Source organism: Williamsia sp. (assembly GCF_036566845.1).
GTDB lineage: Bacteria > Actinomycetota > Actinomycetes > Mycobacteriales > Mycobacteriaceae > Williamsia.
This window is the reverse complement of sequence record NZ_DATCVM010000138.1, coordinates 30,758-51,199: the sequence shown is the minus strand read 5'-3', so window position 1 is coordinate 51,199 and position 20,442 is coordinate 30,758. Positions and strand designations below refer to the sequence as shown.

Below are 20,442 nucleotides of genomic sequence, written 5' to 3'. Positions count from 1 at the left end.
GGTACGGTGATTCAACCAGGATGATTCAAACCCGTTTGCCGCCTGTTGGTTCGCTGGGCCGCAACGTAGCGTCGAAGAATCTGTTAGGCGAGAAGGACGTGGGACGATGCCAAGATATGTGATTGTCGGAGCCGGCGCTATCGGGGCGAGCCTCGCTGCTGCGCTGAGTGAACGCACCGAAGTGCTCGTGATCGCGAGGGGAGCCGCGCTCGATCACCTGCGCGATCATCCACTGAAGTTCCATGCCTCGATCGGTCGCCGCGACGTCCAACTCCCCGTCGCCGCCATCGACGAGGTTGTGCTGCGGACCGACGACGTTCTGGTCCTGGCGGTCAAGACGCAACACGTCGGTGACGTCGCGACCGCATTGGCGTGGTTGCCGGTGCATTCCGACTCGGGAGAGGTCGTCGGTTCGGCCGGCGAACTCCTGCCGATCGTGACCACACAGAACGGCCTTGACGCCGAACGGGTCCTCGCGCGCTGGTTTACGCACATCATCGCCTCGACTGTCCTGATCTCCGCGCGGTACACCACCCTCGGTGAGGTTCGGGTCGGTGGGCGACCGCATCTGGGCAGTCTGCTGCTCGGTGAGCCGTACCCCTCGACGGAGGTCGGGGCAACGGCTGCAACGACTTTCGCGGCGGACCTGCGCGCGTCGAAGTTCGTGGTGTCCGAGGTCGAGGACATCACCGCGATCAAGGCGACGAAGATCCTGCACAGCGTGAGGAACGGGCTCGAAGTGCTCGCCGGCGATCCGGACACCAGGGCGGGGGTCGGCGCAGCAATCGCAGACGAAACGCGAGTGGTACTCGCCGCGGCCGGTATCACACCGGCCGAGTCCGGTGCGCTCGCCATCGCTCCCGACCAGACACACCTCGACGCCGAGCTCGGTGTTGTCGCCGGACAACAGTCCACCTGGCAGAGCTTTGCGCGCGGTGCACGTTCGCACGAGGTGGATCACCTCAATGGTGAAATCGTTCTGCTCGCCAGGCTTCATGGTGTGGAAGCGCCGCTGAACCGGCGACTTCAGGTCTTGCTCGGTGCGGCCAGTGCTCGTGGTGGCGGTGTCGAACTCGACGGTCTGGATTCCCTGGTCGAACTAACGGTGGCCGGGGTCAGCCGCTGAATGCTTCCGACCACTTGACGCGCGCCCCGGTGCGCAGGATGTTGCGCTGGTAGATCCGAGCCGCAAACCAGGTGGCCACCCCACACGCCACGATCATCAACACCACGGTTCCGATGATCTGGAAGACCGATGCGTCACCGGTGGCTATGCGGATCGGCATGATGGACGCCGAGAACGGTGGGATCCACGCCAGGGCCTGCATGATCGTGCTGTCGAGTGCGTTGATGCCGAAGATGGCCGCGTAGATGACGGCCATCGCGAGGATGGTCAGAGGAGCCGAACTCGATCCGAGCTCTTCTTGTCGTGAGACCACCGCACCGGTGGCGGCATACAGGGTGGCGAAGAACAGGAACCCGAGCACAAACCAGACGAGCACGGCGACAAACATCGATCCCGCCGCTGACGGTACGTCGAGCAGTCCGGTTGCCAGCGCTGCGATCAGTGCCGCCCCGCCGAGAACGATCACCTGCGCAAAGGCCATCGCTCCGATGCCGATGATCTTGCCCCACAACAGGTGCAGGGGTTTGATCGTGGCCAGCAGGATCTCGACAACCCGGGAGGTCTTCTCCTCCACCACACCGGCTGCGACCATCCCACCGCCTTGCAACACTGCGAACATGAGCAGCGACATGCCGGTCAATGCGACCGCGATACGTTGTCCCTCATCGGGTTTGGCCGGCTTGGTCTCGGTGACGGTGAGAGTCGAGTCGGCGGTGATCGTGGAGAGGTCGACATTCTGTGCCGCCAGCGCCTTGCTCAGTCCGTCCTGGCTGACGGCGGTGCGCAGCACACCCTCGAGGGTGCCGTCGAGGTCGTCCTTGGTGACCGCTTCGTAGCTGTTGCCGGAGCCGGGCACCAGCGCAACCTTCACGTCACCGTCCTCGGCCTGTTGCCGGGCGTCGGCGGCGTCGTTGATCGGAACGATCTCGATCTTCTCGCCCGAGGCATCGCCGACGGCAACGATGGTCTGGGACATCTGGGTGTCGTCACCGACGAGGCCGACCTTGGTGGGCTTGCTGTCGCCGGTGAAGATTGACAGCACGATGATGCCGGCGACGATGACCACCAGGAGCAGCACGTTGGTGATGACAAACGATTTCGTCGCCGCGCGTGTGGTGATCTCTCGTCCGGCGACAAGCCGGATCGCGCGGCCCGCCCCGAGTTGGTGGGCGGGCGAGGTCTGCGCACCAGTCTGTGTGTGAGGCTTGTTGGTGATCATGCGCTGACGACCTCTCGGAACAGTTCGGTCAGATTGGGCTTGGAAACCGCGAAGTGTGTCACCGGGCCAGTGCTCAGAGCAGCGGCCAGAACGGCCTGCTCGTCGCCATCGAGGGTCATGGTGACAGTGGTTGTGGTGCCGTTGTGGCTGCTGCCCTGAACACCCGGGACCCGGTCGGCCCATCCGCGAGGTGCCTGCGGTGCAACGACATCGAGGCGGATGTCGCCGGTGGTACGCAGGTCGTCGACGGTACCAAGAGCGCGCATCGTGCCCTGGCTGATGATGCCGACCCGGTGGCAGAGTCGTTGGACGAGTTCGAGCTGGTGACTCGAGAAGATGACCGGAACACCCTGTGCTGCTTTTTCTTCGAGCACCTCGCTCATCACGTCGACGGCGACGGGATCGAGTCCTGAGAAGGGTTCGTCCAGGACGAGGACGTCCGGGTTGTGTACCAGCGCGGCCGCGAGCTGCACCCTCTGCTGATTGCCCAGGCTCAGGTTGTTCACGTCGTCGTTGATGCGCTCGGAGACACCGAGGCGGTCTACCCAGTATTCGACCTGGTCGTCGGCCTCGTGGCGGGTCAGGCCGTGTAGCTGGGCGAAGAACGAAAGTTGTTTGCCCACTTTCATCTTCGGGTAGAGGCCGCGTTCTTCCGGCATGTATCCGATACGGCGCCGCGTGTCGAGGTCGATGGGGGATTCGCCCAGCATGACACGGCCTGAGTCCGCAGAGAGGACGCCGAGGATGATCCGCATCGTTGTCGACTTTCCGGCACCGTTCGATCCGACGAAGCCGAAGATCTCGCCGGCTGCCACGGAGAAGCTCATGTCGTCGAGTGCAACAAGGGATCCGTACCTCTTGGTCAGTCTGTCGACGATCAGCGGATCAGTCATGCGTCGTGTCCTCCTGTCTCGGTGGCACTGTCGGCCAACTGCGTTGTGTATGTCTGCGGAATCGGTTTGTGATAGCCAGGGTTGCTGCGATAGAGCTGTGTCGACATGGCGCCGAATTCCCGCCGGCTGAACACGGCTTCCACCGGCAGGCCGAACGCTTCGCAGATTCGCAGGGCGAGGTCGAGGCTGGGGTAGTTGTCGCCGCGTTCCAGTGACCCGATGGACTGGACGTTGACCCCCACCAATTCGGCGAGCTGCGCACGGGACATCCGCCGCTCGGCACGCAACACGCCGATGCGGTTGTGGATCGGCAAATGTCCCGACTTCTTCACCGGACTCACGATCTCCAGTGTTGTGAGAACACAACAGAATGTCAAAATCTGAAGACGGCGTGTTGTCGGCGGAGTGGCGGGCACCCCTCACACCGCGGTGTGAGTCCCGTGGGCGGTGTTCAGGAATTCTCCGCGATCACCATGTCCAGGATTCCCGCTCCCAGGAGCACATCAACACACTCGCCGATGATTTCGGATCGTGGGTCGAGCGCGGCCATCACCAGGCTGATCGCGAGGTCGTCATAGGGCATCCGGAAGTGGCCGGTCAGGTTTCGCGGGCAGACCTCCTGCAGAACGATATTGGTGGCTGCAGGGTCCCGGAGTGCCACGCTGGAGGACGGCTGGATCACCTCGTCGACCAGCGATGCGATCGTGACGTACGCGACCCCGGGCACCGTGTCGGTCGGGTTGTTGAGGCGCTCGAGGAACGCCGAGCCCTGGACCTGCTGCCACAATGCGGTGGACACCAACTCCTCGGGGAGAACTGTGCTCGCGACATCCATGGCGCCGGGCAACTTCTCTGCCACGGGCACAAGTCCGTACAGCGCACTCCCGTAGCTCGGCGAGGCCAGGCCCACCCAGCTCCCGACGACTCGGGCACCATCGAGTTCGTTGATGACGTAGCGGCCGACGGTGGCGCCCTGTGAGTAGCCGACGATGTCGACGCGTTCCGAGTGCGTCGCGGTGAGTACTTGATCGACAAAGGCCGCCACCTGCGCTGCGCTGGCCCGCATGTCCTCTGTGCCGTAGTTGGCCCCGCCCTCTCGCCCTCCGTAGTTCAGGGCGAAGACGCAGTAGCCGGCATCGAACAGTCGGGGCCCGAGCGCCGCGAAATCGGAGTACGCGGTCGAATCGGTGCCGTGTAGCAACACGACCGGGCGGGGCCGGTCCGTCGATGGAGAACACGTGAAGTCGTTGACACCCCGGGGAACCGCGCCCGGATTACTGCGAACGTATCGTGATGCGTCAGGGTGGCTGATCTGTGCGGGGCCGGCCGTCTTCGGGATCTGGGATGTCGACGACGTTGGGGCGACAACTGGTTCCGGGTCGGCAGCAGCGGGGGACGAGATCCCGATGGCCAGAGCTGTGCTCATCGCCACCGCCGCGATGAACTCCCATCGAAAAGCTCGCATGCGTCACCATCCGAAAGCTCGCTGATCCGACCGAACAACTCTCATCTCATTGGAGCACGTCGTTGCCGACTTCGGAGCCGCAACAGGCTTGTCAGCGCGCCGCCAGGTACGTTTGCACCACACGAGCGGCTTCGCGCCCAGCGCGATTGGCGCCGATCGTGGAGGCCGACGGGCCGTAGCCGAGCAATTGCAGTTGGGGGAGGGCCTCGACCACGGTGGCGAGTCGGCCGGTCATCACGATCCCACCGCCCGGCGCGCGCAATCTCAGTGGTGCCAGATGGTCGAGTGCGCTGCGAAACCCGGTGCACCAGAAGATGATGTCGACGTCGAGGTGGTGTGGCGCCTCGCCGTCGACGGCGCAGTCCCAGCAGACCCCTTCCGGTGTGATGCGGGTGAACATCGGTCGCCAGTCCAGGATCCCGTCCTCCCGTGCGGCCCGGAACGAGTTGTTGTCGGGCAGTCCGGTCACCGAAACCACCGAACCCGGCGGCAATCCGGCTCGAACCCTCTGTTCCACCCGCGCCACCGCGGCGCGTCCGCGCTCGGGGTCGAAGGGCTCGTCGTTGAACCTCGGTTCGGTGCGGCTGCACCAGAACGTCTGGACACCCTCGGCCTGTCGGGCTATTTCGATCAGGAGTTGAACTGCGGATATCCCGGCGCCCACCACCAGGACCCGCTGACCGGCGAAGTCGGCGGGAGTTTTGTAGTCATGGGTGTGCAGCTGGGTCCCGGTGAAGGTCTCGATACCGGGGATGTACGGGACGAAGGGCCGGTCCCAGGTGCCGGTGGCATTGATGATGGTGCGCGCCGAGATCTCGTTTCCGTCCGCCGTGGTGGCCAGGAAACCCTCGCCGTGGCGCGAGACCGATCGAACATCGACCGGCCGGTGTACGTCGAGCCCGAACTTCTGCTCGTATTGCGCGAAGTAGTCCGGAACCGCGGTGGCCGCGGGCCACTGATCGCATTCGGTGCCCAGTGCTTGCGCCAACCCCAGTCCCGGTAGATCGTGCACGCCGTTGGCTCCTGCCAAAGTCAGTGTGGGCCAGCGGAATTGCCACGCACCACCAGGGCCGGGGGAGTGGTCGACCATCAACGTCCGCGGTCTCAGACCGAACTTGTCGAGGTAGTGACCTGCGGACAATCCCGCCTGGCCACCGCCGATGACCAGGATGTCGGTCTCGGTTGAACCGCCGAAGGGGTTAGCGTTCACAAGTCGAACAGTAGCGGTACGCTGACCTGATGATTGGGACCAGCCGAGACGGCGACGTGCTGACCATTGAACTGCAGCGTGAGCGGCAGCGGAATGCGTTGAACCACGAAATGGTCGAGGCTTTGTCCGTGGCCCTGACCGATGCCACCGATTCTGGTGCCAGGGCCGTGATCTTGACCGGGGCGGGCAGCGTGTTCTGCGCCGGTGCAGACCTCTCGGGTCCGGTCTACGAGCAGTCGTTTCTCGACAATCTGCTGGCGATGCTGCGTGTGATCGAAGGTCTTCCGGTGCCGGTGATCGCGGCTCTCAACGGACCGGCGCTCGGTGCCGGCCTGCAATTGGCGCTCGCCGCCGATCTGCGCGTGATGTCGTCGTCGTCGTTCTGTGCCATACCGGCAGCGAAAATTGGTGTGACGGTTGATGAGTGGACGATCAAACGTCTGGTTTCGCTGGCTGGTGCCGGTGATGCGGCGGGGATCCTGATCGGCTGCGAATCGATGAGCGCCGAACGAGCACACGTGGTCGGGTTCGCCAATCGCATAGGCGATCTCGGCGAGGCGCAGCGGTGGGCAGCGATGATCGCAACGTTGGCTCCGCTGACGTTGCAGCACTACAAGTTGGTGTTGGGCGACGACGGTGCGCGCGACGAGGCCCCCGCCGGCCACGTGGCCGCGATGGTGCGGGCATGGCAGAGCAACGACATGGCCGAAGGGCGCGCGGCGCGCAAGGAAAAGCGCCCGCCCAATTTCATCGGAAAATGATACTGCACAAATACTTTCGTTTGCAAATCAGACCAATGATTCGCTGAATTGCGCGGGGTTTTCCTGTCCTTAACATCTCTGACGTGCCACTGATACGTGATCGATTTACGTTGGCTCGGACCGTACGCGCGAGAGTGCGCGCTCGCCGGACGTGGGAGGGAAATCAAGTGACTTTGGACAGCCCGGGGAAAGTGGCCGACCCCATCGCGGGAGCCGAATTACCCAGCAACATCAATGCAATGAGCGAGACGCTCGAAGACTATACCCTTCGATTTGCGCCCCGTAGTTATCGCAAATGGGGGCCTGCTGTAGTCGCAACGTCGGCACTGGGTGGAATCGCCTATCTTGCCGACTTCGCCATCGGTGCCAATATCGGTATCGCCAACGGAACCGGAAACGCGCTGTGGGGCATTCTCATTTTTGCGGTTGTCATCGTCCTGACCGGATACCCGCTGGCCTATTACGCCGCCCGCTACAATATCGACCTCGACTTGATCACTCGCGGCAGCGGATTCGGCTATTACGGCTCGGTGTTGACCAACGTCATCTTCGCGTCGTTCACGTTCATCTTTTTTGCGCTCGAGGGTTCGATCATGGCGCAGGGCCTCGAGCTCGGCCTGGGGATACCACTGTGGCTTGGTTACCTGATTTCCTCTGTGATGGTCATCCCATTGGTCATCTACGGCATGAAAACGCTTGCCACCCTACAGGTGTGGACCACGCCGCTATGGCTGGTCATGATGGTTCTACCGTTCCTGTATCTGGTCATCAAGCATCCGGATGCCATCGGTGACTTCCTTGCGTTCAGCGGTGGCACCGACGCTCAGGGTGGACACGGTGTGAACTTCGCCGGCGTCATGCTCGCGGCAGGCGTCTGTTTGTCCCTGATTGCGCAGATCGCCGAGCAGATCGACTACCTGCGCTTCATGCCGCCCAAGACCCCCGAGAACTCTCGCCGTTGGTGGACTGCGGTCATCATGGCCGGACCGGGCTGGGTGTTCTTTGGTGCGATCAAGCAGATCGTCGGCCTGTTCCTGGCTGTCTATCTGATCATGAACTTCGCCGACCAGGCCGGCGTGGCCAATGAGCCGGTCCACCAGTTCCTGGCGGTGTATGAGGAGTTCATGCCGCACTGGCTGGCGATGACACTCGCGGTGATCCTGGTCGTCATCTCTCAGATCAAGATCAACGTCACCAACGCGTATTCGGGTTCGCTGGCCTGGACGAACAGCTTCACACGCGTCACCAAGACCTACCCGGGCCGCCTGTTCTTCGTGTTCTTCAACGTCGCGATCGCCCTGGTCTTGATGGAAGCCAACATGTTCAGCTTCCTGAACAACATCCTCAACTTCTATGCGAACATCGCCATCGCCTGGATCGTCGTTGTCGCCTCGGATATAGCGATCAACAAGTACGTGCTGAAGATCTCGCCGAAGGTCCCAGAGTTCCGCCGTGGCATGCTCTACAACTTCAATCCGGTCGGCTTCGTCAGCGTGATCCTGGCCGGTGGGTTGTCGATCATGGTGTTCTTCCATGTCTTCGGGGACACCATCCAGCCGTACTCACCGCTTTTTGCCGTGATCCTCGGCCTGTTCCTGCCGCCGATCATCGCACTGGCGACCAAAGGCAAGTACTACCTGCGCCGCACCGACGACGGCATCGATCTGCCGATGTTCGATGAGCACGGCAACCCGGCCGACGACAAGCTGATGTGCTGTGTCACCGGAGTCGAGTTCGAGCGTCCCGACATGCTCATGTCGGCCAAGCCCGGACCGAACGGCGAGAAGCAGTACATCAGTTCTCTGGCCCTGTCGTGTGACAAGACCGGCGAGCACGTCCTGCCCGCCCAGAAGTAGTCCCGCCCGAACAAACCCACCCGTTCCAGGCAAAGCCACGGGGTTCGAACCCTTGGGTTTGACCGGAACGGGTGGGTTTGTGTGTGGCTACATGGGTGTGTGGGCGCACGCCGTCCGTGGAATGCCATCGGTGATGGTCTTGTTTGCATGAACAGGTGTCCTAGCGGGCAAGCCCATCAACGACGAAGGGATTCACATGTCAAAGATCGCCATCATCGGAGGCCACGGCAAGATCGCGCTCAGGCTCGCGAAGCTCCTCACCGCCGAAGGCAACGAGGTCAGTGCGCTGATCCGCAACCCGGACCACGCCGACGATGTCCGCGCGACCGGTGCGTCACCGGTGATCGCGGACGTCGAGGACCTGTCCACCGACGAGATCGGCGAGGTGATCAAAGGACATGATGCCGTGGTGTTCGCCGCCGGCGCGGGCGGAGGCAATCCGCAGCGCACGTACGCCGTCGACCGGGATGCGGCGATCCGTAGTATCGACGCCGCACTGAAGGTCGACGTGCCGCGCTACGTCATCATCTCGTACTTCGGCGCCGGGCCGGACCATGGTGTGCCGGAAGACGATTCCTTCTTCGCCTACGCCGAGGCCAAGGCGCAGGTCGACGAGTATCTCCGGAAGACCACGTTGCTGTGGACGATTGTCGGGCCGAGCGCCCTCACCGATGAACCTGGTACCGGCCGGATCGCGACCAAGGAGCGCGGCGCGGAACCTGCCGACATCACCCGCGACGATGTGGCAGCTGTGTTGGCGGCAGTTCTGGTCACGCCGTCGAGCGTCGGTACCACCATCGAGTTCGTGAATGGGGAGACCCCCATCGCCGAAGCCGTCAAGGGCGTCTGACCGGCGCGAATCCCGGCTCAGCGGCAGAAATCGGTGGTCGTGGCACATGCCACGACCACCGTCCCACGTGGAAGGGTCCTTTCGGACCCGTCTACTGCACGTCCTCCATGGTCTTGCCGACATCTGCCAGTGTCATCGGCTTGGGATAGTCACCCGTGAACTTGTAGACCGGGATGTTGCAGCGGTACGCGCCCTCGTCGGCTCCGAAGTCGGGAGCGATCCATCCATCCGGCTCTGCTTCAGCGACGTTGAAGCATGGTGTCGGAGGCACCGGCGCGGCGAGATTGCGGGCCGTGTGTAGTCCACCGCCGGTCCATTCGGTTTCCTGCTTGGCGGCGTTGTAGACGCAGGTGCGGGTCAGGTCGTCGCCACAGCTCGCGGCCGCTTTTGCGAACAGGAGCCACGATGACATCGCGCGGATCGACGGCAAGGTCAGGTTGGCGTCGGGTGCGTATTTTTCGTAGAGCGCCAGCAGGTCCTGCATCGCGGGCTCATCGCTGTTGAGTGGCAGGTTCCCGCCGAGGTCGAGGTAATTGTTCTGGAACTCGATTGAGGTACCGGCCAAATCGATGAACTCGGGACCGTACGCGTTGTTGTTCGTGTCGATCCAGTCGAGTTTGTAATCCATTCCGGTCAGGACGGTTTCCAGCTTCGCGAGTTGTTTGAAGTCGCCGTAGAACAGGAGGCCCTTGACGCCCTTGCTCTTGATCGCTTGGGCATAGGGTGTCCAGTCGGAGACACCCATGGCGGGGTACAGGTCGTTGTAGATGATGTTGGCGCCGGCCGCCTCCATGGCTTCGACGGCCTGCGCGCCCAGGACCTTGGTGACCGGTGAGTCGCCGTTGACGAAGCCGACGGCACCCTTCGACTGGGGGTACTTCTCGTTGATCAGCCAGCTACGGAAACCGTAGTACGCGTCGTATCCCTGGGTGAGGCTGGGATCTGCGCTGATCTCGAGGTCGGCACCGGCCGAGGTGAGTTGCGCGACCTGCGCGGGAAAGCTCGGCAGCAGGCAGTTCAGGCGTTCCTTGACTCCGAGCCCGTCGAGCCCGCTGCCACCGCCGACGAGGACGAAGTCTTCCCGACAGGACGTCACCATCTGCTGGCGGGCCTCCATGAACTTGGCATCCCGGGTGTTCGCGACGATCTTTCGGCCGTTGATCCCACCCTGATCGTTGCACCAGGAGGTGAAAACTTTCGCAGCGTTCACGAACTCGGGGTTCTGGGTGAACCCAATATCGGTGAACACGCCGACCTTGATCTCGGCGTCTGTGACGCCCTGTGTGGGTGCGCCTGCGGGCGAGCCGGATTGGCACACGTCGTTCAGGGTTCCGAAGGCGCTCGACACGGTATCGGCGGATGTGGTTCCACCACCGCCACCGCCGTCTTCGGAGCCGCCTTCTTCCCCACGGTCGCTACACCCGGCCACCAACAACACCGTCGCGATTGCGACGACAAGCATGCGATGAGTTCTCAACTGACTTTCCTCCTCCGACGGACACCGGGTGGGGATTGGGGCACCGGGTGTCAGGGTTTGCCCAGGTCTATGCGACCCGTACTGCGGAGCCTCGGTCTCGGGGTCGATCGTCCGGTGCTCCATGTTCGGAGTGGACGTCGCTGATTTCAGGAAGGGCGGACCCAACAGGGCTTCATCCCTACGCGGGAGTGGGGCTCTTGCAGATGTGCGGAGCTTATATCGCACAATCGCCGGGGGTTAGCGATTCCGAAAAGTGTTCGCATTCTTGTTGTGACACTGCGTAATCGGCGAGTCACGCCGAGCATCTTCGGGCACTTTCCGGAGCTCGCCGACGCGAACGGCTGAATCGACTACGACGCTGAAAGAAAAAACTCTGCGAATTTGCTCACATCATCTACTTATGCGTGTAAGTTGAGCGTCGCAGGCAGATGGACGTAGGCGCAGGGGCGCCGTCCCACCCGCCTGTGCAGGTGTCTTCGGCCGCGAAAGGAGTGGTTGATACCGCTGGCGAGCATTGTTGGTGCGCGGTCGAAATCGACTGGGCTGCAATGCCAATGGTGTAGTCAGTGGTAGTGAGCGCCTTCTGGCGTGACGATTCGATCGACCCGCAGCCCGGGCCGTGTCGGATACGTGACGTCCCGGACTTGGTCGGGTGGCACCTTCGGGGGGTGCTGGACAGGGTGGGGTCCGTTTCGGCTCTTGGGGGCCGCGCGGACCCGGATATCTCGGAGTACTCCGCAGATGGATCAAATCAGTTGGTAGGCAATGGCATCGAGTATGTGGCGAAGTTGTGCCTGCTTCGATTTCTTGCACAGTGAGGTGGACGGATGCAATCGCCAACGGTGTCGACGGGGTGGGGAAGTGGTTGGCATGGATGGACATTCGGTGAGGGTGTGGCACTCTGATGGCCGGGTGGCAGATCAAGAGCCGCGGCACCGGCCGGCGCGGGGGTTACCGCGGACCTGACCTGTCCGGTCCGTTCGAATCTGTGGGTGGCCTGTTCATGATGTCCGCCGACGCAGTGAAGTTCTTGTTCCGCAGACCTTTTCAGGGCAAAGAGATGCTCGAGCAGTCGTGGTTTGTGGCTCGCGTCTCGCTTGTCCCGACCCTCCTGGTCGCCATACCGTTCACGGTGTTGGTCAGTTTCACCCTCAATATCCTGCTCCGTGAACTCGGTGCCGCGGATCTGAGCGGAGCGGGCGCGGCATTCGGTGCCATCACGCAGGTCGGCCCGATGGTGACCGTCCTGATCGTGGCCGGATCCGGGGCCACCGCAATGTGTGCGGATCTGGGATCGCGGACCATCCGCGAGGAGATCGACGCCATGGAGGTCCTCGGGATCAATCCGGTGCAGCGCCTGGTCACCCCGCGAATGGTGGCATCGGGTTTGGTGGCGCTCCTGCTGAACAGCCTGGTGTGCATCATCGGTGTGGTTGGCGGCTACGTCTTCTCGGTATTCGTCCAGAACGTCAATCCCGGTGCGTTCGCGTCGGGGATCACGTTGCTGACCGGGATCAACGAGGTTGTCATCTCATCGATCAAGGCGCTGCTGTTCGGCCTCATCGCAGGGCTGGTGGCGTGCTATCGGGGTTTGACGGTCTCCGGTGGTCCGAAGTCGGTGGGCAATGCGGTCAACGAGACGGTGGTCTACGCCTTCATGGCGTTGTTTGTGGTCAATGTTGTGGTCACCGCGGTCGGCGTGCAATTGACCGCAGGATGAGGGGGACGTCATGACACCGAGCACGTTGTACGGCCGGACGGTCCGAGAGCTGAACCGGCCGGTGAAGACGCTGGGCGGCATCGGCGATCACACCATCTTCTACGCGAAGGCGCTGGTCGGCGCCCCACGGGCAGCGTGGCAATACAAGCGGGAGACGCTTCGCCTGATCGCCGAGACCAGTATGGGAACCGGCAACCTCGCAGTCATCGGTGGAACGGTTGTCATCGTCGGATTCCTGACGCTGGCCACGGGCAGCACACTTGCGGTTCAGGGTTACAGTTCGCTCGGCGATATCGGTATCGAGGCCCTGACCGGCTTCCTGTCAGCCTTCATCAACGTCCGGATAGCGGCGCCGGTGGTGGTCGGCATTGGATTGGCCGCGACGTTCGGCGCCGGTGCCACAGCACAATTGGGCGCGATGAGGATCAACGAAGAGATCGATGCCATCGAGTCTCTGGGTATCGACCCGATGAAGTATGTGGTCGGGACCCGCATCATCGCCGGAATGATCGTGTTGGCGCCGCTGTATGCCATCGCGCTGACGGCGTCATTTGTTGCGTGCTGGTTCACCACGGTGGTGATCCTGGGGCAGTCGTCGGGCCTGTACCAGCACTATTTCACGACCTTCTTGAATCCGATCGATCTGCTGTGGTCATTTCTGCAGGCGTTTCTCATGGCGTTGATGATCCTGCTGATCCACACCTACTTCGGCTTCTTCGCCACCGGAGGTCCTGCCGGAGTCGGTGTGGCGGTCGGCAATGCGGTGAGGACGTCGCTGATCGCGGTTGTCTCGATCACCTTGTTGGTCTCGCTGGCGGTCTACGGGTCCAACGGCAACTTCAACTTGTCGGGCTAGGCGAAAAAACATGTCTCAAAATACTATTCGTCCTCTCGTAGGGCTCGGATCGATCTTGCTGGTAGTAGTGATTGTGGTGGTCGCGATGACGATGTTCCGGGGTGGTTTCAGCGATACGGTTCGGGTGACGGTGCTGTCGCCACGCGCGGGCCTGGTGATGTACCCGGATGCCAAGGTGCAGATGAGAGGCGTCACGGTTGGCCAGGTCAGTTCGATCGACTCGCTACCCGACGGGAAGGCATCTATTCAGCTCGCAATGAATCCGTCAGCGCTGCACAAGATCCCGGAGAACTCGACCGTGCAGATTGCCTCATCGACGGTCTTCGGTGCCAAGTTCGTTGAGTTCCTGCCCCCGGATGCCCCGTCCCCGGAGCCGATGTACTCAGGGCAGGTGTTCGATTCGCGCAGCGTCACAGTTGAACTCAATACCGTCTTCGAACAGTTGACCTCGGTACTCACCGAGATCGAACCCGAGAAGCTGAACGAGACCCTGGGCGTGATCTCGACAGCTCTGAGCGGACGTGGTGATCAGGTCGGACAGATGCTGGTGGACTTCGATGAGTTCCTCGCGGCCGTCGAGCCCTCATTGCCGGCGCTGCAGCGTGAACTCGCCGTGGCACCCGACGTCATGCGAACGTACGCCGATGCAGCTCCAGACCTGGTAACCACCGTCGACAACAGCACAACGTTGAGTCAGACGATCGTGGAGGAGCAACATAACCTGGATGCTTTCCTGGCCAGCGTGATCGGCCTGGCCGACGTGGGACAAAGAGTTCTGCAGACCAACGGTGGTCTGCTCGAATCGACACTTGCAGTCCTTGTCCCGACTCTCGAGCTGTCCAACGAATACAACGAGGCCCTGACCTGCTCGATGGAGGGGATGGCCTATCTCTCTGATTCTGAGCCGGTGGACGTTCCCGGGCTCGGGCTGTCGGCGAACTTTCTCTGGGGTACCGATCCGTACGAGCATCCCAAGGATCTTCCGAAGGTGGCGGCTTCGGGTGGCCCTCGCTGCGAGGGACTGCCGGTGGGCTACCAGGAGAAGCCGCCCTTTGTGGTCGCCGACGTCGGCTCCAATCCTTTTGCCGGCGACCGCGAGGGGCTGGAGTTGAACGTCGACAGTCTCCAACGCGCGTTGTTTGGTCCGATCATGGACGGGCGGGTGCGATGAGCGTTCTCCGTAGCCCGCAAGCGCTGAAGTTCGGCGCGTTCGCGGTGGTCATGGTGGTGTTGTCCGCCTTCTTGATCGTCGTGTTCGGGGATTTCCGTACCGGCTCCACAAACAGCTATTCCGCACGGTTTGCCGAGGTTTCCGAACTCCGGTCGGGGGATACCGTTCGGGTTGCCGGAGTTCGGGTGGGGACGGTCGAAGACGTATCGCTTCGGGCCGACCACGACGTGACGGTGACCTTCAACGCCGATCGGGATGTTCGGCTGACCGATGGCACGCATGCTTCGGTCAAGTATCTCAATCTGGTCGGTGACCGCTACCTGGAACTTTCCGACGGCGTGGGGACAACTCGAATATTGGGCCCCGGTGCGGAGATTCCGGAGAATCAGACGTCCCCGGCACTCGACCTCGATGTCCTCCTCGGTGGATTGAAACCGGTTATCGACGGTCTTCGACCACAGGAGGTCAACGGCTTGACGTCGTCGTTGCTGCAGATCATGCAGGGCCAGGAAGGAACAGTCGAATCGTTGTTCTCGAAGACCTCGTCGTTTGTCTCGACGCTGGCCGACAACGGTGTGGTGATCGAGAATCTGATCGACAACCTGAACACGGTGATGGGCACACTGTCGGACAAGGGGCCCGAGTTCTCCACGACCATCGAGAGACTCGACCGATTGATCGGTGAACTCGCCGAACAGAGAGACCCGATCGGATCGGCCATCGCAGCACTGGATTCGGGTACCGCGGCCGTGGCCGATCTGCTGACGCAGGCGCGTCCGTCGTTGGCCCAATCGGTGGATGAGCTCGCCCGCCTGGCGCCGTTGGTCGACGATGACAAAGGGCGCCTCGACGCCGCGCTCCAGAACGCGCCGGTGAACTTCCGGAAACTGGTGCGTACAGGCACGTACGGGAACTTCATCCAGTACTTCATCTGTGCGATCACGGTTCGGGTGACCGATGCTGCCGGTGAGGTCGTGGTCCTGCCCTGGATCGAACAGACAACCGGGAGGTGCTCGCCCTGACATGCTGAAATATCGTGGAGGCCGCCTTGCGCGGCACGGTTTCATCGGCGTGGTCCTCATCTGTCTTCTTGTGACTGTCGGCCTGCAGGGACAGAAGTACATCACCTGGTTCACATCCTTGCCCTATCAGGCCGTGTTCGAAGAGGCCGCAGGCCTGCGGTCGGGGGCCGATGTTGTGTTGTCCGGCGTGAAAGTGGGTAAGGTGTCCGAGGTTTCACTGGACAACGGAGATGTCCGGGTCGAGTTCTGGGTCGACGACGGTGTTCGGCTGGGCACCCAGAGCACTGCGCAGATCAAGACCGGTTCCCTGCTGGGCCGGCGAATGCTCACCGTGGAGAGCGCGGGCGGCGGTGTCCTGGATCCTTCCGACACCATCCCCCGGTCGCGGACGTCCTCGCCGTACTCGCTCAACAATGCGTTGGGGGACTTGACAACAAACGTCAACACGATCGACACCGGTGCGCTGAACCAATCGCTGGACACACTGTCATCGACCATCGATCTGATCGCGCCCCAATTGGGGCCGACCTTCGACGGGCTCAGTGAGCTGTCACGATCGATCAACGGTCGCAACGAGTCATTGCGTGATCTGCTGAGCAGTACCAATGACGTCACCTCGATCTTGTCCGAGCGCAGCGAACAACTGAACTCCCTTCTCCTCAACGCCAATTCGCTTCTGGGCGTCCTGGTGAACCGGCGCCAGGAGATCGTGGATCTGTTGGCCAACACCTCCGCGGTGGCACAGCAATTGGCAGGGGTGGTTGCCGACAACGAGTCGCAGCTGGCACCGACCCTCGACCGGCTGAACTCCGTTGCCGCGTTGCTGGAGAAGAATCGCGACAACATCGCCCAGGCACTGCCAGGTCTGGCAAAAGTCGCCCTCACCCAGGGCGAGGCGGTATCCAGTGGCCCCTTCTACAACGCATTTGTTGCCAATCTCATCCCTGGTCATCTGATCCAGCCGTTCATCAATCAATCGTTCGGAATCGAACCGGGTGTACCGTTCCCGATCCCCGGAGGCCAGATCCCGGTCGGGGCATCGACGGGACCGGGCCGATGACTCGTAGCCGGATCATCTCGGCCGTGCTCGTGGTGACGCTGGCCGCGATGCTGCTCGCCGGCTCGGTGCTGGCGTATCAGAAGATGTTCGGGCCCCGATCGATCAGTGCTGTCTTCACCGCCACCACCGGTATCTACAAAGGTGACGAGGTGCAGGTTGCCGGAGTGAAGGTCGGATCGGTCACCGGGATGGCACCGCAGGGGACCTCGGTGCGACTCGACATGAAGGTCGACCGCGGGGTGAAGATCCCGGCGGACGCACAGGCGATCATCATTGCCCAGAACCTGGTGGCCGACCGTGTTGTGGCACTGACGCCGGCCTATCGAACAGAGGGGCCGGTGATGCCCGACGGCGGTGTGATACCTCTCGAGCAGACCGGTGTACCGATCGAGTGGGACGAGATCAAGACCCAATTGACTCGGTTGGCAACAGATCTGGGACCAGACAGTGAACTGTCGGACAGTGAGGTGGGCCGCTTCATCGACAGTGCCGCCACCGCGATGGATGGCAACGGCGACAAACTCCGGCAGACCGTCGACCAGTTGTCGGGTGTAGGACGGATCCTTGCCGATGGCAGCGGGGACATCGTCGGCATCATCAGGAATCTGCAGACCTTTGTCACCACTCTGAGCGACAGCGAAGAGCAGATCGTCCAGTTCGAGAACCGGCTCGCCACATTGTCGAGTGTGCTCGACGAGAGTCGCACCGACCTTGATGCGGCACTGACAGACCTCTCCGTCGCCGTGGTCGAGGTCCAGCGGTTCGTGGCGTCGAGCAGCGACAAGGCGAGTGAACAGGTGCAGCGGCTGGTGAACGTGACGCAGAATCTGGTTGACAACCGAGCCGACATAGAGCAACTGCTGCACGTTTTCCCGACCAGCATGGCCAACTTCTACAACATCTACAACCCCGACACCGGCACTGAGAACGGGGTTTTTACATTGAACAACTTCTCGAATCCCATCCAGTTCATCTGTTCGGGGGTGGCAGCCGTCGCAAACCTGACCTCCGAAGAAGGGGCGAAGAAGTGTGCCGAGTACCTCGGCCCGGTACTTCCGCTCCTGGCGTTCAATTACTTGCCGGTACCCCTCAATCCGATACTCGGTCCAACGGCGGATCCGAAGAACCTCATCTACACCGAACCGCACCTCGTTCCTCCCTCGGCGACGCCTGCGAAGCCGCAAGCTGCCGCAAGTCCACTCGACGCGTTGCTCCTGCCCGTCGAAAGGCGGCCGTCATGACCCGTAGACGCATCGACGTCGTTGCGCTGGCACTGCTCATGTGCACGATGCTGGCAGTTGCCGGGTGCAGCTGGCAGGGAGTGAACTCAGTGCCCTTGCCTGGTACAGAAGGGCGTGGATCGGGTTCCCAGCTCTTTCACGTTCAGATGGCCAATGTCAGTACGCTGGTGTCGAATTCGCCGGTGATGATCGATGATGTGGTGGTGGGCAGCATCGGCGATATGACCGTGTCCGCATGGCACGCGAATGTGGAGGTGTGGGTCGATGGCGAGGTGGTCGTGCCGGGCAACGCGCAGGCGCGTATCGGCCAGACGAGTCTGCTCGGCTCGAATCACCTGGAGCTGAATCCTCCGGATGGTGAATCGCCGACGGGGCAACTGTTATCCGGTGCCACGATTCTGCTCGACAGCACGGCCACCTATCCGTCCACCGAACAGACTCTGGCTTCGGTGTCGGCCATCGTCAACGGTGGGGGACTGGGGGAGATCGACAACATCATCTCCTCGCTCAACACGGCCCTGGACGGACGCGAAGAGTCAGTACATGATCTGATCACCCGGCTCGACACGTTTGTCGGTGCCCTCGATCAGCAGCGTGACAACATCGTGGACACCATCAAGAACGCCGATCGTCTCGCGGAAACGTTTGCCACGCAGCGTGATGTGCTCTCCGTCGCATTGCAGAAGATACCGCCGGCATTGGAAGTGCTGGTGAGGGAGCGGCCGCAGCTCACCACTGCGCTCGAGAAGCTCCGGGTGTTCAGTGATACCGCCGGCGGTGTCATATCGTCGGTGCAGGAGGATCTGGTGACCGATCTGCAGAACCTGGCACCCACGCTGAGGTCTCTCGCCGATGTCGGCCCGCAACTCGACAAGGGAATCGCCTTCACAACCGTGTTCCCATATGGCCAGAAGACAATTGATCGTGCTGTTCGTGGCGACTACTTCAACCTTCATGCCACAGTCGATCTCACGGTGGAACGTCTTCAGCGGGAGTTGCTGCTGGGGACACCTCTCGGAGATCCGAATGCGGTTGTTCAGGCGGCGGTCGGCGATCCGGGATATGGCCGGTACGTTCGCGATCCACTCAGTGCGCCGATCTCTGGAGGTGGCCGATGATTCTGTCCGGTTTTGTCAAGTTCCAGCTCGTCGCGTTTGCACTCATGTCGACGCTTGCGATGGTGGTGATGCTGTTCTCGTACATGCAGATCCAGACGCAGCTCGGTATCGGACGGATGACTGTGACACTGGATTTGCCGTCGGCCGGGGGGCTGTACAACTTCGGGAACGTCACCTACCGGGGTGCCGAGGTGGGCAGAGTTGTCTCTGTCGATCTCACCGACGACGGCGTCCGTGCGTCACTGTCGATAGACGACAGTCTCGAGATCTCATCGGACCTACAGGCACAGGTGCGCAGTATGTCGGCCATCGGTGAGCAGTACGTGGATCTGCGACCCAATACTGATGACGGGCCCTACCTACACGACGGATCGGTCATCACGGTCGAGCGGTCCGAGGTCCCGCAGCCGGTAGGACCGATGCTCGATGAGCTCAGCGATCTTCTCGGGAGCATACCGAAGGACAAGCTGAACGATCTCATGGACGAGCTGTATCGGGGCCTCGGTGGCGAACGATACGAGCTGCAGTCCCTCATCGACACCTCATCAACACTGGCCGGTGACTTCGCAGCGATCGGGGCGACTACCCGCGCCCTTATCGAGGACGCGGAGCCGCTGATCAACTCACAGGTCCGGTCAGCTGATGCGATAGAGATCTGGAGTCGTTCGCTGGCCGGGGTCACCGGGCAGCTGGTGACCAACGACCCGCAGATCCGATCGATCTTGGCGTCGGGGCCGGGATTCTCGAATGAGGTTACAAAGCTTCTGCAATCGGTGGAATTCACCTTGCCGGTTCTGCTGGCAAACCTGACGTCGGTGGGTCAACTCGCGGTCACCTACAACGCTGGTCTCGAACAGCTGTTGGTGCTGTTACCACCGTCCATCGCGATGATTCAGGCAGTACAGCCCAAGAACAACGCCTCGGGCCTGGGGTTGGGGGATTTCCGAATCAGCGGGGTCTCCGATCCGCCGGCGTGCACCGTGGGATTTCTCCCACCCGATCAGTGGCGCCCACCCTCGGACACGACCACCATCGACACACCCGAGGGTTTGTATTGCAAGTTGCCGCAGGACTCCGATATCGCGGTGCGCGGCGCACGGAACATACCGTGCCTCGGCGTTCCGGGGAAGCGTGCAGCCAGTGCCGAATTGTGCAACAGCGATGAGGAGTTCGTGCCGGTGGCGCCATCGCAACCGCTTCTCGGAGACTATCCACCGGATCCGAATCTGGAGCAGCAGGGCATTACCTCGGGCGTGGCCACCGCGCAGTACTCGCCGACCACAGGCACCTACGTCGGGCCCGATGGAGCCCTGTACCAGCAGACCGATGTCGCCACATCCCAGGAGTCACCAACGTGGCAGGGAATGTTGCCGCAGAGCTGAACCTTGTCGCGGTGG

General features: G+C 62.0%; 18 protein-coding genes. 12 read left to right on the top strand and 6 right to left on the bottom strand.

Going from position 1 to position 20,442, the window contains the following annotated elements; all coding sequences use genetic code 11:
• Window positions 1-106 precede the first annotated feature (106 nt).
• Entirely contained in the window at window positions 107-1,126 is a 1,020-nt protein-coding gene (locus tag VIQ49_RS13310) for a ketopantoate reductase family protein (RefSeq protein WP_331885288.1), read from the top strand.
• Here the strand turns inward: VIQ49_RS13310 and VIQ49_RS13305 are convergent.
• From VIQ49_RS13305 to VIQ49_RS13285, 5 genes are all read right to left on the bottom strand, one after another.
• Complete coding sequence (locus VIQ49_RS13305) at window positions 1,116-2,345, bottom strand: ABC transporter permease (protein ID WP_331885286.1); 1,230 nt, start codon at window positions 2,343-2,345, stop codon at window positions 1,116-1,118. The genes VIQ49_RS13310 and VIQ49_RS13305 overlap by 11 nt on opposite strands.
• On the bottom strand, window positions 2,342-3,238 hold the full coding sequence (locus VIQ49_RS13300; protein ID WP_331885284.1) for an ABC transporter ATP-binding protein: 897 nt from the start codon (window positions 3,236-3,238) through the stop codon (window positions 2,342-2,344). Before VIQ49_RS13300 ends, VIQ49_RS13305 begins: the two co-directional genes overlap by 4 nt.
• Complete coding sequence (locus VIQ49_RS13295; protein WP_414731630.1) at window positions 3,235-3,570, bottom strand: helix-turn-helix transcriptional regulator; 336 nt, start codon at window positions 3,568-3,570, stop codon at window positions 3,235-3,237. The genes VIQ49_RS13300 and VIQ49_RS13295 overlap by 4 nt, the downstream gene beginning before the upstream one ends.
• Before the next feature lie 119 nt (window positions 3,571-3,689).
• Window positions 3,690-4,703, bottom strand: coding sequence for an esterase/lipase family protein (locus tag VIQ49_RS13290; protein WP_331885280.1), 1,014 nt, complete (start codon window positions 4,701-4,703; stop codon window positions 3,690-3,692).
• Between the two features lie 91 nt (window positions 4,704-4,794).
• Complete coding sequence (locus tag VIQ49_RS13285; protein ID WP_331885278.1) at window positions 4,795-5,913, bottom strand: NAD(P)-binding domain-containing protein; 1,119 nt, start codon at window positions 5,911-5,913, stop codon at window positions 4,795-4,797.
• Window positions 5,914-5,942: 29 nt separating this feature from the next.
• Between VIQ49_RS13285 and VIQ49_RS13280 the strand changes: the two genes are divergently transcribed.
• From VIQ49_RS13280 to VIQ49_RS13270, 3 genes are all read left to right on the top strand, one after another.
• On the top strand, window positions 5,943-6,674 hold the full coding sequence (locus VIQ49_RS13280) for an enoyl-CoA hydratase (RefSeq protein WP_331885276.1): 732 nt from the start codon (window positions 5,943-5,945) through the stop codon (window positions 6,672-6,674).
• Between the two features lie 191 nt (window positions 6,675-6,865).
• Window positions 6,866-8,530, top strand: a complete 1,665-nt coding sequence (locus VIQ49_RS13275; RefSeq protein ID WP_331885320.1) for a hypothetical protein — start codon at window positions 6,866-6,868, stop codon at window positions 8,528-8,530.
• A 196-nt stretch (window positions 8,531-8,726) separates the two neighbouring features.
• A complete protein-coding gene (locus tag VIQ49_RS13270) occupies window positions 8,727-9,380 on the top strand; it encodes an SDR family oxidoreductase (protein ID WP_331885274.1) in 654 nt (217 codons plus the stop codon).
• Window positions 9,381-9,471: 91 nt separating this feature from the next.
• On the opposite strand, the gene VIQ49_RS13265 is transcribed toward VIQ49_RS13270, so the two are convergent.
• Window positions 9,472-10,842: an ABC transporter substrate-binding protein gene (locus tag VIQ49_RS13265; protein WP_331885272.1), complete on the bottom strand. Its 1,371-nt coding sequence runs from the start codon at window positions 10,840-10,842 to the stop codon at window positions 9,472-9,474.
• Window positions 10,843-11,761: 919 nt separating this feature from the next.
• On the opposite strand from VIQ49_RS13265, the gene VIQ49_RS13260 reads away from it, so the two are divergent.
• Genes VIQ49_RS13260 through VIQ49_RS13225 form a run of 8 tightly spaced genes read left to right on the top strand, consistent with a single transcriptional unit; the run spans window position 11,762 to window position 20,427 of the window.
• Complete coding sequence (locus VIQ49_RS13260) at window positions 11,762-12,577, top strand: ABC transporter permease (RefSeq protein ID WP_331885270.1); 816 nt, start codon at window positions 11,762-11,764, stop codon at window positions 12,575-12,577.
• Between the two features lie 10 nt (window positions 12,578-12,587).
• Window positions 12,588-13,433, top strand: coding sequence for an ABC transporter permease (locus VIQ49_RS13255; RefSeq protein WP_331885268.1), 846 nt, complete (start codon window positions 12,588-12,590; stop codon window positions 13,431-13,433).
• Between the two features lie 55 nt (window positions 13,434-13,488).
• Window positions 13,489-14,604 (top strand): MCE family protein, encoded by a 1,116-nt coding sequence (locus VIQ49_RS13250; protein ID WP_331885266.1) that lies wholly within the window; start codon window positions 13,489-13,491, stop codon window positions 14,602-14,604.
• On the top strand, window positions 14,601-15,626 hold the full coding sequence (locus tag VIQ49_RS13245) for an MCE family protein (RefSeq protein WP_331885264.1): 1,026 nt from the start codon (window positions 14,601-14,603) through the stop codon (window positions 15,624-15,626). The genes VIQ49_RS13250 and VIQ49_RS13245 overlap by 4 nt, the downstream gene beginning before the upstream one ends.
• A 1-nt stretch (window position 15,627) precedes the next feature.
• Window positions 15,628-16,686 carry an MCE family protein gene (locus VIQ49_RS13240; RefSeq protein WP_331885262.1) on the top strand — a complete coding sequence of 353 codons (1,059 nt, stop codon included), beginning with the start codon at window positions 15,628-15,630 and terminating at the stop codon, window positions 16,684-16,686.
• On the top strand, window positions 16,683-17,927 hold the full coding sequence (locus VIQ49_RS13235) for an MCE family protein (RefSeq protein WP_331885260.1): 1,245 nt from the start codon (window positions 16,683-16,685) through the stop codon (window positions 17,925-17,927). The genes VIQ49_RS13240 and VIQ49_RS13235 overlap by 4 nt, the downstream gene beginning before the upstream one ends.
• On the top strand, window positions 17,924-19,045 hold the full coding sequence (locus VIQ49_RS13230) for an MCE family protein (RefSeq protein WP_331885258.1): 1,122 nt from the start codon (window positions 17,924-17,926) through the stop codon (window positions 19,043-19,045). Before VIQ49_RS13235 ends, VIQ49_RS13230 begins: the two co-directional genes overlap by 4 nt.
• Entirely contained in the window at window positions 19,042-20,427 is a 1,386-nt protein-coding gene (locus VIQ49_RS13225) for an MlaD family protein (protein WP_331885256.1), read from the top strand. The genes VIQ49_RS13230 and VIQ49_RS13225 overlap by 4 nt, the downstream gene beginning before the upstream one ends.
• Window positions 20,428-20,442 lie beyond the last annotated feature (15 nt).

Bases quoted from the DNA above. Each gene is read 5' to 3' on its own strand.
- VIQ49_RS13310 (WP_331885288.1), top strand. From the start codon at position 107: ATGCCAAGATATGTGATTGTCGGAGCCGGCGCTATCGGGGCGAGCCTC.
- VIQ49_RS13305 (WP_331885286.1), bottom strand. From the start codon at position 2,345: ATGATCACCAACAAGCCTCACACACAGACTGGTGCGCAGACCTCGCCC.
- VIQ49_RS13300 (WP_331885284.1), bottom strand. From the start codon at position 3,238: ATGACTGATCCGCTGATCGTCGACAGACTGACCAAGAGGTACGGATCC.
- VIQ49_RS13290 (WP_331885280.1), bottom strand. From the start codon at position 4,703: ATGCGAGCTTTTCGATGGGAGTTCATCGCGGCGGTGGCGATGAGCACA.
- VIQ49_RS13280 (WP_331885276.1), top strand. From the start codon at position 5,943: ATGATTGGGACCAGCCGAGACGGCGACGTGCTGACCATTGAACTGCAG.
- VIQ49_RS13270 (WP_331885274.1), top strand. From the start codon at position 8,727: ATGTCAAAGATCGCCATCATCGGAGGCCACGGCAAGATCGCGCTCAGG.
- VIQ49_RS13265 (WP_331885272.1), bottom strand. From the start codon at position 10,842: ATGCTTGTCGTCGCAATCGCGACGGTGTTGTTGGTGGCCGGGTGTAGC.
- VIQ49_RS13260 (WP_331885270.1), top strand. From the start codon at position 11,762: ATGGCCGGGTGGCAGATCAAGAGCCGCGGCACCGGCCGGCGCGGGGGT.
- VIQ49_RS13255 (WP_331885268.1), top strand. From the start codon at position 12,588: ATGACACCGAGCACGTTGTACGGCCGGACGGTCCGAGAGCTGAACCGG.
- VIQ49_RS13245 (WP_331885264.1), top strand. From the start codon at position 14,601: ATGAGCGTTCTCCGTAGCCCGCAAGCGCTGAAGTTCGGCGCGTTCGCG.
- VIQ49_RS13240 (WP_331885262.1), top strand. From the start codon at position 15,628: ATGCTGAAATATCGTGGAGGCCGCCTTGCGCGGCACGGTTTCATCGGC.
- VIQ49_RS13235 (WP_331885260.1), top strand. From the start codon at position 16,683: ATGACTCGTAGCCGGATCATCTCGGCCGTGCTCGTGGTGACGCTGGCC.
- VIQ49_RS13230 (WP_331885258.1), top strand. From the start codon at position 17,924: ATGACCCGTAGACGCATCGACGTCGTTGCGCTGGCACTGCTCATGTGC.
- VIQ49_RS13225 (WP_331885256.1), top strand. From the start codon at position 19,042: ATGATTCTGTCCGGTTTTGTCAAGTTCCAGCTCGTCGCGTTTGCACTC.